The 14,648-nt window shown below is 51.4% G+C and carries 16 protein-coding genes; 8 read left to right on the forward strand and 8 right to left on the reverse strand.

All coding sequences use genetic code 11. The features are described 5' to 3' along the window. Nucleotides 1-183: 183 nt before the first annotated feature. Nucleotides 184-546 (reverse strand): VOC family protein, encoded by a 363-nt coding sequence (locus ACFOUO_RS04100; RefSeq protein WP_380702423.1) that lies wholly within the window; start codon nt 544-546, stop codon nt 184-186. A gap of 200 nt (nt 547-746) precedes the next feature. Here ACFOUO_RS04100 and ACFOUO_RS04105 point away from each other — a divergent pair, with 200 nt between their 5' ends. From ACFOUO_RS04105 to ACFOUO_RS04120, 4 genes are all read left to right on the forward strand, one after another. After that, nucleotides 747-1,544: a hypothetical protein gene (locus tag ACFOUO_RS04105; protein ID WP_380702425.1), complete on the forward strand. Its 798-nt coding sequence runs from the start codon at nt 747-749 to the stop codon at nt 1,542-1,544. 158 nt (nt 1,545-1,702) lie between these two features. Next, nucleotides 1,703-2,935 (forward strand): DUF2157 domain-containing protein, encoded by a 1,233-nt coding sequence (locus tag ACFOUO_RS04110; RefSeq protein ID WP_380702427.1) that lies wholly within the window; start codon nt 1,703-1,705, stop codon nt 2,933-2,935. Next, the gene (locus ACFOUO_RS04115) at nt 2,932-3,444 is read left to right on the forward strand and encodes a GDYXXLXY domain-containing protein (protein ID WP_380702429.1); all 513 of its coding nucleotides are present in this window, start codon (nt 2,932-2,934) and stop codon (nt 3,442-3,444) included. The genes ACFOUO_RS04110 and ACFOUO_RS04115 overlap by 4 nt, the downstream gene beginning before the upstream one ends. 144 nt (nt 3,445-3,588) lie before the next feature. Continuing rightward, complete coding sequence (locus tag ACFOUO_RS04120; RefSeq protein WP_380702431.1) at nt 3,589-3,882, forward strand: hypothetical protein; 294 nt, start codon at nt 3,589-3,591, stop codon at nt 3,880-3,882. A 48-nt stretch (nt 3,883-3,930) separates the two neighbouring features. On the opposite strand, the gene ACFOUO_RS04125 is transcribed toward ACFOUO_RS04120, so the two are convergent. From ACFOUO_RS04125 to ACFOUO_RS04135, 3 genes are all read right to left on the reverse strand, one after another. Then, a complete protein-coding gene (locus tag ACFOUO_RS04125) occupies nt 3,931-6,012 on the reverse strand; it encodes an amylo-alpha-1,6-glucosidase (protein ID WP_380703249.1) in 2,082 nt (693 codons plus the stop codon). Nucleotides 6,013-6,184: 172 nt separating this feature from the next. Further along, nucleotides 6,185-8,026 (reverse strand): cytochrome c oxidase subunit I, encoded by a 1,842-nt coding sequence (gene ctaD / locus ACFOUO_RS04130; RefSeq protein ID WP_449329108.1) that lies wholly within the window; start codon nt 8,024-8,026, stop codon nt 6,185-6,187. A 34-nt stretch (nt 8,027-8,060) separates the two neighbouring features. Then, nucleotides 8,061-8,504 carry a hypothetical protein gene (locus ACFOUO_RS04135; protein WP_380702435.1) on the reverse strand — a complete coding sequence of 148 codons (444 nt, stop codon included), beginning with the start codon at nt 8,502-8,504 and terminating at the stop codon, nt 8,061-8,063. Nucleotides 8,505-8,660: 156 nt separating this feature from the next. Here ACFOUO_RS04135 and ACFOUO_RS04140 point away from each other — a divergent pair, with 156 nt between their 5' ends. Beyond that, a complete protein-coding gene (locus ACFOUO_RS04140) occupies nt 8,661-9,143 on the forward strand; it encodes a divergent PAP2 family protein (protein WP_380702438.1) in 483 nt (160 codons plus the stop codon). An 11-nt stretch (nt 9,144-9,154) separates the two neighbouring features. Here the strand turns inward: ACFOUO_RS04140 and ACFOUO_RS04145 are convergent, their stop codons facing one another. Next, entirely contained in the window at nt 9,155-9,718 is a 564-nt protein-coding gene (locus tag ACFOUO_RS04145; RefSeq protein WP_380702440.1) for a GNAT family N-acetyltransferase, read from the reverse strand. A 69-nt stretch (nt 9,719-9,787) separates the two neighbouring features. Here ACFOUO_RS04145 and ACFOUO_RS04150 point away from each other — a divergent pair, with 69 nt between their 5' ends. Next, nucleotides 9,788-10,594 carry a cobalamin-binding protein gene (locus ACFOUO_RS04150; protein ID WP_380702442.1) on the forward strand — a complete coding sequence of 269 codons (807 nt, stop codon included), beginning with the start codon at nt 9,788-9,790 and terminating at the stop codon, nt 10,592-10,594. A gap of 201 nt (nt 10,595-10,795) precedes the next feature. Here ACFOUO_RS04150 and ACFOUO_RS04155 read toward each other — a convergent pair whose 3' ends face one another. After that, a complete protein-coding gene (locus ACFOUO_RS04155) occupies nt 10,796-11,053 on the reverse strand; it encodes a YuiB family protein (protein ID WP_380702444.1) in 258 nt (85 codons plus the stop codon). A gap of 223 nt (nt 11,054-11,276) precedes the next feature. On the opposite strand from ACFOUO_RS04155, the gene ACFOUO_RS04160 reads away from it, so the two are divergent. Beyond that, nucleotides 11,277-12,023, forward strand: coding sequence for a chlorite dismutase family protein (locus tag ACFOUO_RS04160; protein ID WP_380702446.1), 747 nt, complete (start codon nt 11,277-11,279; stop codon nt 12,021-12,023). 39 nt (nt 12,024-12,062) lie between these two features. Here the strand turns inward: ACFOUO_RS04160 and ACFOUO_RS04165 are convergent, their stop codons facing one another. Then, nucleotides 12,063-12,197, reverse strand: a complete 135-nt coding sequence (locus ACFOUO_RS04165) for a YuiA family protein (RefSeq protein ID WP_380702448.1) — start codon at nt 12,195-12,197, stop codon at nt 12,063-12,065. 212 nt (nt 12,198-12,409) lie between these two features. Between ACFOUO_RS04165 and ACFOUO_RS04170 the strand changes: the two genes are divergently transcribed. Next, entirely contained in the window at nt 12,410-13,240 is an 831-nt protein-coding gene (locus tag ACFOUO_RS04170) for an aldo/keto reductase (protein WP_380702450.1), read from the forward strand. A gap of 85 nt (nt 13,241-13,325) precedes the next feature. Here the strand turns inward: ACFOUO_RS04170 and ACFOUO_RS04175 are convergent, their stop codons facing one another. Beyond that, a complete protein-coding gene (locus tag ACFOUO_RS04175) occupies nt 13,326-14,522 on the reverse strand; it encodes an NAD(P)/FAD-dependent oxidoreductase (protein ID WP_380702452.1) in 1,197 nt (398 codons plus the stop codon). Nucleotides 14,523-14,648: the final 126 nt, after the last annotated feature.

Raw genomic sequence — 14,648 nt, forward strand, 5'->3', positions numbered from 1 at the left:
GGTTTTTATTTCCGGACTTTTCCTCTATGGATACGCGGTTCAAGCCTCGTTCCAAGGGAAAAGCCAGCCCCCTATCGTCAAAATTGATTCCCAGTCCAGCGACCCCATACACGGCTAAGCGGAGGGGACGAGAACCCCCTCTTTTTTTTATGCTCGGATATCTGCTTGCGGAGCGATTTGTCGTCATCCTTTCAGAATGAAGCGGTTCCCATCGAGATCCTCAAACTGGACAAAGGTTCCCCAGGCCATTTTCTTGGGTTCATCCAAGAACTTCACCCCTTTTCCCTTCATTTCCTCGTAAAAAGCGTGGATGTCATGGCAACTGAAAACGATCGAGGGTTTCAGATTTTCCCAATTGGGCATCATCGATTGGGGATAGAGGACCAGCCGAGTAGCTGCGTTTTCGGGACCGACTTCCAGCCAGTTCCCCTCAGGTCCCATAGGCTCGTCCCGATGAACGACGAAACCGACCTTCTCTGTCCAAAAGTGTTTGGATTTCTGTTGATCCTTTACATAGACAGCGACCGTCTCTATCTGTTGAATCATAAGCATGCTCCTTTGCGATTCATTCTCCCTCAATTCCTCTCCTGGATAAATCTTTCCTTCTGTTCCATCTTAATGGATTTTTTCCTTTTTGTCACTCTTGTTCTTCATACAAAAAAGCCGATTATTGGGTTTTAAAGAGCGTAACCACGACAGACATGATAGAATCACGGGAGAACCACAGAGAGAGGAGAAACAACCCCATGCATGTCACCTATTCAGCCACCCAACAGGATTCCGATGTCTTCCAAGCGGGTGAAGAACTTCTTCCCCTGATTCAGGATACCTTCGATTGGTTGCAGAGCGGGTTCGAAACCCATGAACCGAAAGGAATCGTCTTCCATGATTGGCGTTCAGCAAAGGAACTTTTCACAGGGGGCCCCTTACCGGTTTGGACCTCCCAGGGAGTGATCCACCTTGATCCGCTAGTTAGAGATTGGGAAGAAATATTCCGTTCCACGATCAAGCCCGAAACCGATACGAATGACCCCACCGGTTATTTCACGTCGTTGAATCATTTGGACATCGCAGCCATAGCCGGTGGGGAATTAACCCGACATATTGCGGCTTTCAGCGATTCCTTCATTGATACCAGGAACGATATCCAGTGGTTTATTGAAGGTTTCTGTTCTTATCTCCCGCGGAAGCGGCTTCTCTCCCCGGAACGTTTCGAGGCTTTGTACCTGGCGGAGGAATCCCTCATCTATCAACACAAAAAGGAATGGGGTGCCCACCCTCTCTGGGAGTATGGGGCGGCCAATCGAGGAAAAACTGCCGCCGAGGCCCTCTATGATCGTTGGCGAGCTTCCTCCACTCTTCGTCATTTGGTGGAAGAAGCCGCGGAGGGGGATGTGCAACTAGTTTTGAAAGCCTATCTCTACTGGAAAACAGAGGCCCGCGAAACGATGCCTCTCCACCGATATCTCAACCTCGCCTTTGATTGCGACATAGCAGGAGGGCAAAATCAGTCAGAGGATGACCAGGGAAAAGGGCAATCGTGATACGGAAAGTTTTTTAAAGGCCGCTGATCCAGTCGGATCAGCGGCCTTTCATATGTAGCGGACCAACTGCGCTCAATCTTCCTCGAGAAGAAAATTATGCCAAAAGGCATGTTCGTACGATATACTACAGGTATCATCTTGGAAACGGAGGTATCACCATGTCAAGAAAATGGTTAAAAAAAGAGGGGGAGGAGTGGGTAAAGGAAGGAATCGTTACGGAGGGGCAACTCCGCCACATCCTGGAACGGTATCCGGCTAAAACCATCCAGGGGCAATTACTCCCCATTCTGGCGGCTGTTCTTATCGGCCTCGCCATCCTATCTTATACCGCCTCCAACTGGAACGGAATCCCGCCCCTGGTCCGCCTAAGTATCCTGATTGCTGCTATCGCCACCTTTTATGGGGCGGGTGAAATTCGGACCTCTCGAGGGCACTCTCATACCGGGGCCTCTCTGACCGGTCTTGGAGTGATCTGCTTCGGGGCAGCTATGATCCTAGTCGGCCAAATGTTCCATCTGACTGCTTTTGACGCGCGCCTGTTTATCCTCTGGGGGCTGTCTGCTCTAGGCGCTCTGTATCTTTACCGACACCCGGCACTCTTTTTCCTCCCTTTTCTTATCCTGACCGCCTCCCAAATATACAGCGTCGCTACCTTTGACCGTTTCAGCTGGATTACAGCTGTCTTATTCACACTCGGGCTGGCTTGGGACGCCCAAAGACGAGGGGGCTCTCTCTATCGATGGCTCACGGGTGTAGGAATCGTGTTCCAGGCAATGATGGGAGTCGTAGCCGCGGAAATCTCCCCCCTGTGGATGGTTGGCGTTGCGGCAGCGGTCTACACCTTGACCGAAGTCTTTCAAATTCCCGGATGGGCTTTTCCCTTGCGGGTGCCTGCGATGGCTGTCGGGTTCATTTCCACCCTTTTATGGTTTTACCAGTCCCCTCAAGAAGTCGTTAAATATGATCTATTTGCCCTACCCGACTGGCGTTGGACGGCGCCGATATTCCTGATTCTGTTTTCCCTATCTCTATGGCGAAAAAAAAGCGAGGGCCAATTTTCGGATACCGTCGGTTGGATCTTGTTTCTTCCTTGGTACTTCCTTACCCAGGCAATGCCGGAAGGAATTCATACCGTTATCTACCTTTTGGTCCTCTACACATTCACCGTCCATACATTAATGCAGGGGTTCAAAAAAGAGTCCCGTCTCCGAATCAATACGGGAATCCTTCTCTTTCTGCTGGTTACTCTGAACGCCTACTTTAACTTGGCTTGGGACTTTCTTCCCAAATCTCTCTTCTTTTTCATCGGCGGCCTGCTTTTATTCGGGCTGAATTTCCTTTTGCAACGACGAAAACGGGTTTCATTCTCCCAGGGAGGTGAAGCGCGATGACTCATCGACGTCGCTGGCTCATCCTTTTCGTCGTGATCCAGGTGCTTATCCTTGCCGGCATAACTGCAAGCTGGTACGCCATTGATATATGGGGTAAAGAAATCCAACTAAAGACCGTTCCCATCGACCCCCGGGACCTCCTCTACGGGGATTATGTCGCCCTCGATTATGAGGTGAGTGATGTGCCCGCCTCCCTATGGAAAGGGGAACCGAATGAATGGAAAGGAAGTCCGACTTCCGTCTATGTACGGCTCACCCTCAAGGGAGAACGCTGGACTGTCCGAACGGTATCCGAGGACCAACCGGAGAGTACCGGCGGTGATGTCGTGTTGCGGGCGAAGGCTTCTGATACCTATAGCGGAACCATTCACCTCGACTACGGCCTAGAGCGGTATTATGTCCCCGAAGGTGCCGGCCGAACCTTGGAACAGACACGCAAACCCTTACTCGTCACCGTCAAGACGTCCCCCTGGGGGCAAGCCAAGATCGTTTCCCTCAAGCGGGAATAGTACCAAAAATTCCTATCTGGATCAATCGTCCCGTGTAATCAAAATGTTACAGACAAAAAAAGGGTTCAGAGAACCATTGCGGAATATATAAAAATAAAAGGGAATTTTCTGTGACAAGGACAACCACGGAAAGGCGGTTGATCGATGGGAACGAACAACCATTTGTTCAAGGAATCCGGCGGAGCGGTGTTGGTGGTTGCCCATGCGTTGGGATTGGTCCTCCTCTTGTTCGGACTCTATTTTACCCTATTGGACCCGCCAGGCTTCGCCTCCGCTGCCCACCTCGGATGGCTTTTGTTTCATACTACCGGAGGCTGGATGCTCTTGGGGGGGCTTTCCCTATTCCTGATCAGCTTGGCGGGTCTTTGGCATACACGGGGGCGCCCCACGGCGAAGGTTCCCCGGAATGCAGGACAACGAAATTCTTTCCGCCCGTGAGCTTCCCAATAAAAAGGTGCCGTGAATCACGGCACCTTTTTATTGAATTTAGGTGGAAAGAATGACCGACCAACCTGTCGTGTTCTCAGTCAATTGAGCATATGTGGCGTTTCCGACTCGGCTCAATTTTAGGTCCAGGCTACCCTGTCCCGCTTTCAACCGCCGAATGGTCAGGCGGTTGATCCCCTCCGGCAAGCGCGGGGACAAATACAACTTACGGCGAGCGGCATCGGGAACGATCCCGAGGATCGCCTGCAGAATGGCAAAGCCGGTACCCGCAGCCCAAGCCTGAGGGGAGCAGGCCGCAGGATAGGGAACAAGACTTCCCTCATCCTTCCCATAGCCGCAAAAAAACTCAGGAAGGCGGTGGCCCGGGAAACAGGCTGCCGCCTCTAGCAGCCCAATGATCAGCCGATCCGACTCATCATGGAAACCCATCTTCTTTAGTCCGAGGAGAATAAGAGAGTTGTCGTGGGGCCAGACAGAGCCGTTATGAACACTGAAAGGGTTGTAAGAACCCGCTTCGCTACTCAGGGTGCGAATACCCCACCCGCTGAATAGATCGGGCATGAAGAGGCGCCTGGCGACACGAAAGGCTTCCTCTTGATTAAACATACCCGCCGCCAAGCAGTGGGCGGGGTTGCTCGATACTGTTTCTACCCGTTTCTTTTCTCCGTCCAGGGCTATGGCTGGATATCCTTCCTCCTCGACCCAGAAATCCCGGCGAAACCGTGTTCTTAAAGCCTCAGCTTCCTTTGACAGGCGCCGGGATTCTTCGATGTTGCCCATGTGATGAAAGAGATCCGACCAGCTTCGCTTGGCCCAGTAGACATAGCCCTGCACCTCGGCAAGGGCGATCGGCGGCTTTGCCTGCCCCCCGTCCTCATGGATAACCGATTCCTTGGAATATTTCCACCCTTGGTAAGCCAACCCCTGCTCGGAACGGGAATAAAACGCCGTATAGCCCAAATTCCCCGGATCACCAAAGGTGTTCATCCACTCCAAGGCTTTCTGTGCACTGGGAAGCATCTCCTGAACGAAATCCATATCTCCCGTCCAGCGGTAAACTTCGGCGATGAGAATCAGGTAGAGGGGAGTCGCGTCGATGGAGCCGTAGTATGGCGTATGGGGAATCTTTTCCGTCGCCGCCAATTCACCGAAGCGAACCTCATGCAGAATCTTTCCCGGTTCCTCCTCTCGGTAAGGATTGACCTCTTTTCCTTGATAACGGGCCAGGGTGCGGACGACGTTCTTAGCCATTTCTAGGTTGACAGGGAGAGACTGAAGAGCCGTGATCAGGCTGTCTCTACCGAAAGGGGCTCCGAACCAGGGGAGACCCGCCGCAGGAAACGGGCCCTCTCCGAGATCGATCAGCAACATACGCAAATCGGTCAGGCTCCGCCGGTACAGTTCGTCGAAGGCGCCGGAATCCGATTCCACTTCCGGTGATGCCTCGTACCACTCTCGATACAGGTCCCCGATCGTCTCTTCCACAACACTTTCCTCATAGAGAGAGTGGGTTTCATCGTCCACGGTCGGAAGAATCCGGAGACTCACTCTTTTGACAAGGTGGGGTTCCAAGTAGAGGGTCATCCGAAGATCTCCCCCCTCTCCCGGTGAATCCGGTGCCGGAGCGATCTGGATAGCCGTCGAGCGCTTAAGCCCATCCGTACCTTGGTAGTCAAAGTGAAGGCCCGTCTCCGTCCAACGGACCGGCTCTCGTTCCCCCATCTCCACCTCTTTGTTTCCCTTGATGAAAAACACATCGGAAAAATCCGCGTCAAATTGGAAATGGAGGGGAACTGCTGCCGGCTTACCCCCCCGATTGAGGAAGGTAAAGGTCTCGTAGAGCACCCCCTCATAAATTCGACGGCGACGGCTAATCTCTATGGTATCCCGCTTCAGGATTTCACCGGAGAGCTGAACGCCCTCCTCTTGGGTATACCGATATAAGCTTTCCGCCCCATCGGCCTCCGCAGAAAGAAGCCGGAGAGGAACCTCCCCTAGGGACCATTCCCATTGGTGGAGAAACCGGGTATCTTTCATATACAAGCCTAGTTTTTCCTCGTTGTCTCGGGGCATATCCCCCCGGGCGTCCGTGTATAGAAATAGATCGCCTTCCTTGATCACATGGGTCAATCGATTCGCCTCCCTGGATGTGTTTCTTGGTAAGGGGTGGGGCCTCAGAGTGATCCAGACGGGCTGTCTGCCGTCCGGCGGTTGATGTGTGCGAACCCAGCATACCCAATCCCCTCCCCATCGGTCAACGCGAAGATGGCCGATCTGACCAAGCCTCCCTCGCTCACCCTTTCAACCGTTTCAGGGTATCGGGATCAAAGAGGACACCCTGATCTCGGTCAAAGGAACGCCAAAAGAGGAACCCAATCACCCAGAGAAGACCCCCGACTTCAAACTCCAGCGAACGCCAGATGAAGCCCAATCCCGCCAGGAAGAGCCCCATAGCCAGAAAAAGCGGCTGAAAGGTAGGAGAGGGCACATGGATCGGCTCCCTCTGCTTCTGCTCCTCAAGGGCCTTTTCGTTTCCGTGTTTCTTTTGCCAGAAGGCATCCAAGGAATGGATACGCGGCAGACGGGTGAAGTTCACTTCCGGCACGGGGGAAGGGACCGACCACTCCAGGGTGCGGCCGTCCCAGGGGTCGGCTTCATCCTTTCGTTCTCCATATAGGATGGTGATCACCATGTTTACCAGGAAAAACAGCATTCCCATCCCCATCAGGTAGGCACCTGCGGTACTCAGAAGGTTGAGCCCGTTTAGCATCGGCTCCGATGAATAGGTAAAGACCCGACGTGGCATACCGTACAGCCCGAGAAAATGCTGGGGAAAGAAGGTGAAATGAAAACCGATAAAAAAGAACCAGAAATGCCATCGGCCAAGCTTTTCACCCAATCGTTTGCCAGAGAACTTGGGCCACCAGTAATAAAGCCCCGAAAAAATACCTAAGATGGTTCCTCCGATCAGGACATAATGGAAATGAGCGACCACGAAGTAGCTGTCATGAAATTGATAATCCCCAGGAGCCACCGACAGCATCACCCCTGTCACCCCGCCCAACACGAATGTAGGGATAAATCCCACAGCAAACAGCATCGCCGTCGAAAAGCGCAGTTTGCCGCCCCACATCGTAAACAGCCAGTTGAAAACTTTGATTCCCGTCGGGACGGCAATCGTCATCGTCGCGACTGCAAAAATGGAATTGGCTACGGGCCCCAATCCAACGGTAAACATATGATGAGCCCACACCATAAAGCTAAGAAAGCCGATCAGCAACGTGGCAAACACCATCGAGGTATAACCGAACAACCTTTTTCGGGAGAATGTACTGATCACCTCAGACAGAATTCCGAAAGCGGGTAGAATGAGAATGTACACCTCCGGATGACCAAAAATCCAAAAGAGATGCTGCCAGATCAAGGGATTGCCGCCAAAGGATTCATAGAAAAAATTGGTACCGAAAACCCGGTCGAACATGAGAAGCAAGAGTCCCGTGGTCAAGGGTGGGAAGGCGAACAGGATGAGAGCCGAGGTGATAAAAGAAGTCCAGGTAAAAAGGGGCATCCGTAAAAATGACATTCCTGGGGCCCTAATATTGAAAATGGTGACAAGAAAGTTGATCCCAGTGGCCAATGTGCCGATCCCGGAGATCTGTACACCCAGTACGTAATAGTCAATGCCTGGCCCTGGGCTAAATGGATTAAGGGCGACGGGGGTATAGGAAGTCCACCCCGCATCCGGCGCCCCGCCGAGAAGAAAGCTGATATTGACGAGAAGGCAACCGAAAGCGAACAACCAGAGACTAAGAGCGTTCATATAGGGAAAAGCTACGTCCCTCGCCCCGATTTGCAAAGGTACAATCACATTCATCAACCCGATCAACAACGGCATCGCCACGAAAAAAATCATCACGATCCCGTGCATACTCATAAATTCGTTGTATTTATCTCCTGTGATAAGGGTGTTTCCGGGAAGCGCCAGCTGCGTTCGGATCGTGATCGCGTCAATTCCCGCGCGAAGGGCATTGAAGCCTGCAAAAACAAGGTAAAGGATACCGATTTCTTTGTGATCCACGGTGGAGAGCCACTTCAACGTCCGGTTCCATACCCGGAAAACATCTAGTGTCAACAAAATCCTCCCCCTTTGTCTTCATATCTCCCTTTATTTATCGGCGATCATAGGTAACAGCAGGGTATTGGTGGGTTCGCTCCAGCCCGAGGAGATCCGCTGCCCGACCCGATTGGACAAAGGTTCCCCGCCGCCGTTTCTCTCCTGCCATCACCTGAACCCGGATATAAGCATATCCCGCTTTATTCCGATCCATATAATCCGCTGCCACTTTTTTTAGATCCATTTCCGATTGTGCCTGTGTGGAAAGTTTTGCCTTTAAGAAAGGAACCTCTTCTCCCGGCCGATCCACCCGCTCTTCCACTCGGTAAGAGGGAATATCTCTATCGGGTACATTCAGTTGGTCAAAGGGAGACAACTCCTTGGAAGCGTATAGACCGAAGGAGAGTGCCCCTGCCATACAGAGCAGACCCGAGACTACCAAGCCGACCATCACCCATTGTTTTATCCGATCCATGCCTCTCCCTCCGAATCGACTCATGATCCAAATTCTCCTACTACGCACCTTTTCCCCAGCCATCCTCCTTTTGAACTTCCTTTCCCGTCCGAGAAGCGGTAAAATAAAAATCGCTTCCCTTTTAACGACAACATGAGATCCAGTATGATCGATGATTGAAATGAAAGGCGGCATATACTGATGTGGAACACGCTTTTGGACAACTACCCCCTTTGGGCTGCCCTAACGGCCATTACTTTGGCCCAGCTCCTGAAGGTTCCCTGGAACTATACGATCACCCGTCAGTGGGACTGGAACTGGGTGCTCAACACCGGCGGTATGCCCAGCGGACACACAGCAGCTGTCACCTCCCTGGCGACATCCATCGGGATCTGGGAAGGATTCGGCTCTCCTTTCTTTGCCATCACCACCGTCCTTGCCCTGATTGTCATGTATGACGCGACAGGAGTTCGGCGTCAGGCTGGGATGCAAGCACAGGTACTTAATCAATTAGCCGAAGATTTCTCTCAGGTGTTGGATGAAATCCGTCATATCAAACAAAAATCACCCCGGGAAACAGGGGTGAAATTAAAGGAGATCCTGGGTCATCAACCCATCGAGGTCTTTATAGGTGCTTGGTTTGGCATAGGAATCGCCTTGCTCCTTTACTGGTTGTGGATCTGATACGCCGGAAATCAAAGAAAGCGACTCATAAAGATTTCGTCCACATACTTCCCTTTCAGGATCGCCTGTCGGCGGCGCCTTCCTTCCAGGCGAAATCCATATTTCTTATACAACTGAATCGCCCGATTATTGCTGGACCACACATCCAGATTGATTTTCTCGATGCCTTTTCTACTTGCCCACTCGATCGTGTATTCCATCAGCTTTTTTCCGAGGCCCGTCCCCCGGTAACCGGGGACCAACCATGTGCGGAATTTTGCCGTATGGTGGCTCACTCCTTCTGAACCACGAATTAACAGGGCAACCCCGGAAATCTTACCATCAACCTCTACCACGGTGTACATTCCGCCGTTATCCTGTATCTTGCGTATCTCCGCCCTCTCGTCCTCTTTGTTCGGCTTTTTGTCAGGGGTTTGGTCCAGATAAACCTGTTCTTCCACCACTTTCGCGAGACGCTGGGCAAGTTCGGCCGCATCGTCCTCGTTAGCGGGTCGGAGGGTTACGGCTTGTCCTTTTATCCGAAAATTGCGTCGCCATTGAAAAGGTTTTACAACGTTTTTCATATCAACAGCCATGAAAATGGGTTCTCCTTTCGGATCATTGGGGCCTTTCACTTTTTCACACGTCAAAGGAGTTGAGTGGGAATGCAACGTATCGTGTCAATCTGTCCCAGTAACACGGAAATCTTATTTGCCTTGGGGCTGGGAGACCAAGTAGTCGGTGTAGACGATTATTCGGACTGGCCAGAAGCGGTCAATGAACTCCCTCGCCTCGGCCCGGACCTGAATATTGATATAGAAAAAGTAAAGGCTCTCAAGCCAGACTGGGTGCTAGCATCTCTTAGCGTCCCGGGCATGGAGAAAAACATCGAAAAGCTGGAAAGAGAACGTATTCCTCATGTGGTTTTATACCCGGATCGGATTGAAGGTATTCCATCCGACCTGGTAAAAGTGGGGCGACAGGCAGGAGTGGAATACCTTGCCCGATTATTGGCTGAAAAATTCCAATCCCGACTGGATGAAATCAAAACCAGGGTCCCCCTTAATCGGCCCTCTCCTCGCCTTTATTGGGAATGGTGGCCAAAACCGGTCTTTACCCCCGGAAAAGCCAACTGGTTGACCGATGTCAGCCAAATTGTCGGAGGGATCAATGTCTTCGGAGATGATGAAGGCCAAGCGATTCAAACGGACTGGGATGAAGTCGCCAGACGGAGGCCGGATTTCACCTTGGTTGCTTGGACCGGCGTCCCTATCCATCGAGTTAAAAAAAGCCTCATCCTCAACCGCCCCCCATGGAAGGGCCTTCCTTTCGCCAGGGAAGAGCGAGTCCACATCCTGGAGGAAGGCTGGTATTGCCGTCCTTCCCAACGGATACTGACGGGTATCCAACACTTGGCTCACCTTTTGTACCCCGACGTGTTCCATGAAGCCGATCCCGATAACCCCTTGTGATAAAGAAATACGCCTCCACTCGGAGGCGTTGAGACTGCTGACAAAGTTCCTTCCTGCACCACAAAGGCGGGCCGGTTTCCGGCGAAGCGCCTGTTCGACCGACCACTCAGCGGAGCGACATTCCCTGCATCTGCGGGAGGTACATCGGGCGCGGAGTCGGAAATCCGGCCCTCCACCCCTGATCCGGACTGTAGCCCGGTTTTAAAACATCCGGTATCCGTTTACCCTAAGGTATCGGATCGTCCAACTTCCCGCCAGGATCCCGATCAGCCCCATGGCCAACATCAGATAGTCACCGCTCTTCAACACTCCCATGGTGACAAAATAATAAGTGAGGAGACCGGCGTAAAGAACTAACGGCACCCAGGTGGTTTTCAGGATCATATTTAAAATGAAGGAAATTCCAAAACCCATAAAAGTGAACAGTAATACGGCGACGACAATTTGGGGCAGACTCACAACCATCCCTCCGAAAGGAAGCTGAAAATGAAACCTTCAATCATCGATCAGTTTACAGAAAATCGGGAATGGGGTCAATGAACGAAGAGGACGGTTTGTGGCTTTCTACTGACACTTTCCCGGTCTGTTTGCGGGAAGGCTCAGCTTTGGATTACAATAGGTTGTGAAGTCGCGAATATAGGGGGATTGCAGCATGCGTCCACAATCGGGAGGAAGACCTCCGATGGGTCGCCCGGGCACAGCTTCCGGCCCGCAAGCCGGCGCTGACCAACAGTCCAGGCCGAAATTGCCGACCCAGTTCGTCAATTTTGTCTTTTTCAAAGTCGACCCCGCTTTCCGCCGTCTAAGTGCGGATGAGCAACAAAAAGGGAAAGAAGAATTCACCGCTGTCGTGAAGGAATACCAAGGCAGTGGCACGATGGTCAATGCTTACTCCATGGTGGGGATCCGTTCTGATGCTGACTTTATGTTGTGGCGGATCGCTAAACAGGTGGAGACTTTCCAAGAGATGAGCCATCGACTCCTTCATACAGGGCTGGGCAAATACCTGGAAATCACCTACTCTTACCTTTCCTTCACCAAACGGAGTATGTACGTGGATAAAATGGATCCTGAACATCAGAATCCCCGGGTTTATATCATTCCGGGAATGAAAAAATACCTCTTCGTCTATCCCTTTATCAAAACACGGGATTGGTATCAACTCTCCTATCCGGCCCGCCAAGGCATGATGGACGAGCACATCCAGGTGGGTAGCAAGTACCCATCGGTCAAACTGAATACCACCTACAGTTTCGGGATCGATGACCACGAGTTCGTAGTCGCCTTCGAAACGGATGAAATCACTGATTTCTCCATATTGGTTCAGGAGCTTAGGGAGACAGAGGCCAGCCGCTATACCTTACGGGATGTGCCAATGTTTACCTGTGTCCATTACCCGGAAGTGATGGATTGTCTCAATACCCTTTGATACGAAAAGCTCCGGCCTATCTCATGGCCGGAGCTTTGATCATTTTTTCGGCTTTTTGCCGGTGCCTTCGCAGCACCCGCAAGTCTCCGATCCGCCTAAAAGCAACTGATAATATCCTTGACCTCCGCAATAGAGGCACTTTTCCTCCGTGCGGATCAAGGTATTTGTTGTCATAACCAAAAACCCCCTGTGGTGTGAAGTTACGTTTCTTTAATTTTCAGATAATCATACAGGAATCTCGAAAAAAAAGAAAGAGGGAATAACTGGATATCAACGCTCCCTCCCTCTATGTAAGCGTCATCATCATCAGGATGCTCCGATTTTCACCAAATCGGAGATTTTATCACGAAGGACTGGCCTGAACACCCCAAAGGAGGTACCCATCCATGATCCGAGAGATAACCGATACGACCATCCTACATAATGGGGTTCACATGCCCTGGTTGGGTCTGGGCGTATACAAAGTGATGGAAGGCGAAGAAGTCGTCCAGGCGGTAGCGGCAGCTTTGCGCCATGGTTACCGCAGCATTGACACCGCCTCCCTATACCAAAACGAAGGAGGGGTCGGACAGGGAGTCCGAGAGTCCGGAATCAATCGGAATGAGGTGTTTATCACCACCAAAGTATGGAACACCGATCAGGGGTATGACAAAACCCTACGAGCCTTTGAGGAAAGCCGCCGGAAATTGGATTGTGGTCCCCTTGACCTCTACCTGATTCATTGGCCCGTCAAAGGGAAGTACCGAGAGACCTGGCGAGCCATGGAACGTTTATATGAAGAAGGACAGACTAGGGCGATCGGTGTTTCAAATTTCAACATCCACCACCTGAAGGATCTGATGCAACACAGTCGGATCAAACCGATGGTCAACCAGGTAGAATACCATCCCCGCCTCACCCAAAAGGAACTTCACCATTTTTGCCGGGAAAATCACATCCAACTGGAGGCTTGGTCTCCATTGATGCGAGGGCGGCTCCTCGACCATGAAGTACTTACACGAATCGCTCGGATACACGGAAAAACCCCGGCACAAATCATCCTGCGGTGGGATCTGCAACACGGGATCGTCACTATTCCCAAATCGGTTAGGGAAGATCGGATAAAAGCAAATGCCGACATCTTCGATTTTGAACTAAGTCAAGAAGAGATGACGCAAATCAATGACCTTAACCGGGGCCAGCGGGTAGGCCAAGACCCGGACAACTTCCACTTCTGAATCAAAACAACTGGCGTTCTAACGCCGGTTGTTTGTAATAAAAAAAACCTCGTTCCGCTATGGAACGAGGCAATAGGGATGGGGATTAGAATTTCGCTTTTTTGAAGACTAGAGGAAGACCGCCAACCATATAGTACCAGCGCCAATCAATGAGCCTTTTTATGAGGCTAGCTTGTGTACCAAAGACTTTTCGATTGCCGACGATTCCGATGGCAGAACCTTTTCCGAGGGAAGCCACCGTACCTTTGAGTTGGAACCGGAAGGAAGTCGGTGAACCTCCGCGCAGAATCGCGGTCAGGTTTTTGGCCAAAGCTTCACCTTGTTGCATAGCCATTTGGGCCGTTGGAGGGTAAGGACGCTCCTGGTCGTTAAGGATCAGAGAGTTGTCCCCGATGATAAAGAGATCCTCATAACCCGGTGCCCGCAGGAACTCATCCACCTTCACCCGGCCGCGCATGGTTTCCAAGCCAGCTTTCTCCAGCAAGGAATTCCCCCGAACGCCGCAAGTCCAAACTACATTGGCCGACTTGAGCTCTTCGCCTCCTTTTAAGACGACCCCGTCAGGAGTAACCGCTTCGATCGGTGTGCTGATTCGGAACTCAACACCCCGATCTTCAAGGTATTTGACGGCATAATCGACCAAATCTTTGTCGAAACCGGGAAGAACGGTTGGTGCCGCTTCGATATTGACCAGCCGTACCTTTTCTCGCGGAATATCGAACTGCCTGCACAACTTAGGCAGCCGATCAACCAGCTCACCGACAAATTCGATTCCAGTGAATCCGGCACCTCCGACCACAATGGTGATCAATTCGTCGCTTTTTTCTTCACTCATCTGATAGCGGGAGAAATTGTATTCAATCCGCTCCCGGATCATCCGGACACTGTTTAGACTATTGATCAGGAGGGCATTTTCCAATACCCCTTTGGTACCGAAGGTTTCGGTTTCGGCACCGAGCCCGAACACCAGGTAGTCATAAGAAAGCGGCTCTTCGGAGCCCTCGAGATGAACCTGCTTTTTTTCCGGATCGAATCCAGTTACCTTATCCTGGACGAAGCGTACTTTGTCCCTGTTAATGAGGGAGTCAATCGACACCCTCGCATAATCGGGATCCAATGTACCCGCAGCGGGTTCGTGCAGTTTTGTTGTTACATAATGATAAGGATTCAGGTTCACCAGCGTAATTTCCGCTTCCTGATGGTTAAGCTGTTTTTGGAGTCCGAGAACGGTCATCAAACCCCCGTAACCGGCTCCCAATACGACAATTTTAGGAAGACCCATCATAACCACATCCATTTAACTATGTTAAAAATCTCACAATGAAGCAGCCGCTACATCCGATTCCCTAGTCCATCATAAGATTTTCATAACGATTTGACAAGGGGTCTCTTCATTCACATTTTTCCC

It is taken from the genome of Salinithrix halophila (genome assembly GCF_042650125.1).
Lineage (GTDB): Bacteria > Bacillota > Bacilli > Thermoactinomycetales > DSM-45169 > Salinithrix > Salinithrix halophila.

What these genes read in the sequence shown, in the direction of transcription:
- ACFOUO_RS04100 (WP_380702423.1), bottom strand. Translation starts at nt 546, where the DNA reads ATGATTCAACAGATAGAGACGGTCGCTGTCTATGTAAAGGATCAACAG.
- ACFOUO_RS04105 (WP_380702425.1), top strand. Translation starts at nt 747, where the DNA reads ATGCATGTCACCTATTCAGCCACCCAACAGGATTCCGATGTCTTCCAA.
- ACFOUO_RS04110 (WP_380702427.1), top strand. Translation starts at nt 1,703, where the DNA reads ATGTCAAGAAAATGGTTAAAAAAAGAGGGGGAGGAGTGGGTAAAGGAA.
- ACFOUO_RS04115 (WP_380702429.1), top strand. Translation starts at nt 2,932, where the DNA reads ATGACTCATCGACGTCGCTGGCTCATCCTTTTCGTCGTGATCCAGGTG.
- ACFOUO_RS04120 (WP_380702431.1), top strand. Translation starts at nt 3,589, where the DNA reads ATGGGAACGAACAACCATTTGTTCAAGGAATCCGGCGGAGCGGTGTTG.
- ACFOUO_RS04135 (WP_380702435.1), bottom strand. Translation starts at nt 8,504, where the DNA reads ATGAGTCGATTCGGAGGGAGAGGCATGGATCGGATAAAACAATGGGTG.
- ACFOUO_RS04140 (WP_380702438.1), top strand. Translation starts at nt 8,661, where the DNA reads ATGTGGAACACGCTTTTGGACAACTACCCCCTTTGGGCTGCCCTAACG.
- ACFOUO_RS04145 (WP_380702440.1), bottom strand. Translation starts at nt 9,718, where the DNA reads ATGGCTGTTGATATGAAAAACGTTGTAAAACCTTTTCAATGGCGACGC.
- ACFOUO_RS04150 (WP_380702442.1), top strand. Translation starts at nt 9,788, where the DNA reads ATGCAACGTATCGTGTCAATCTGTCCCAGTAACACGGAAATCTTATTT.
- ACFOUO_RS04160 (WP_380702446.1), top strand. Translation starts at nt 11,277, where the DNA reads ATGGGTCGCCCGGGCACAGCTTCCGGCCCGCAAGCCGGCGCTGACCAA.
- ACFOUO_RS04165 (WP_380702448.1), bottom strand. Translation starts at nt 12,197, where the DNA reads ATGACAACAAATACCTTGATCCGCACGGAGGAAAAGTGCCTCTATTGC.
- ACFOUO_RS04170 (WP_380702450.1), top strand. Translation starts at nt 12,410, where the DNA reads ATGATCCGAGAGATAACCGATACGACCATCCTACATAATGGGGTTCAC.
- ACFOUO_RS04175 (WP_380702452.1), bottom strand. Translation starts at nt 14,522, where the DNA reads ATGGGTCTTCCTAAAATTGTCGTATTGGGAGCCGGTTACGGGGGTTTG.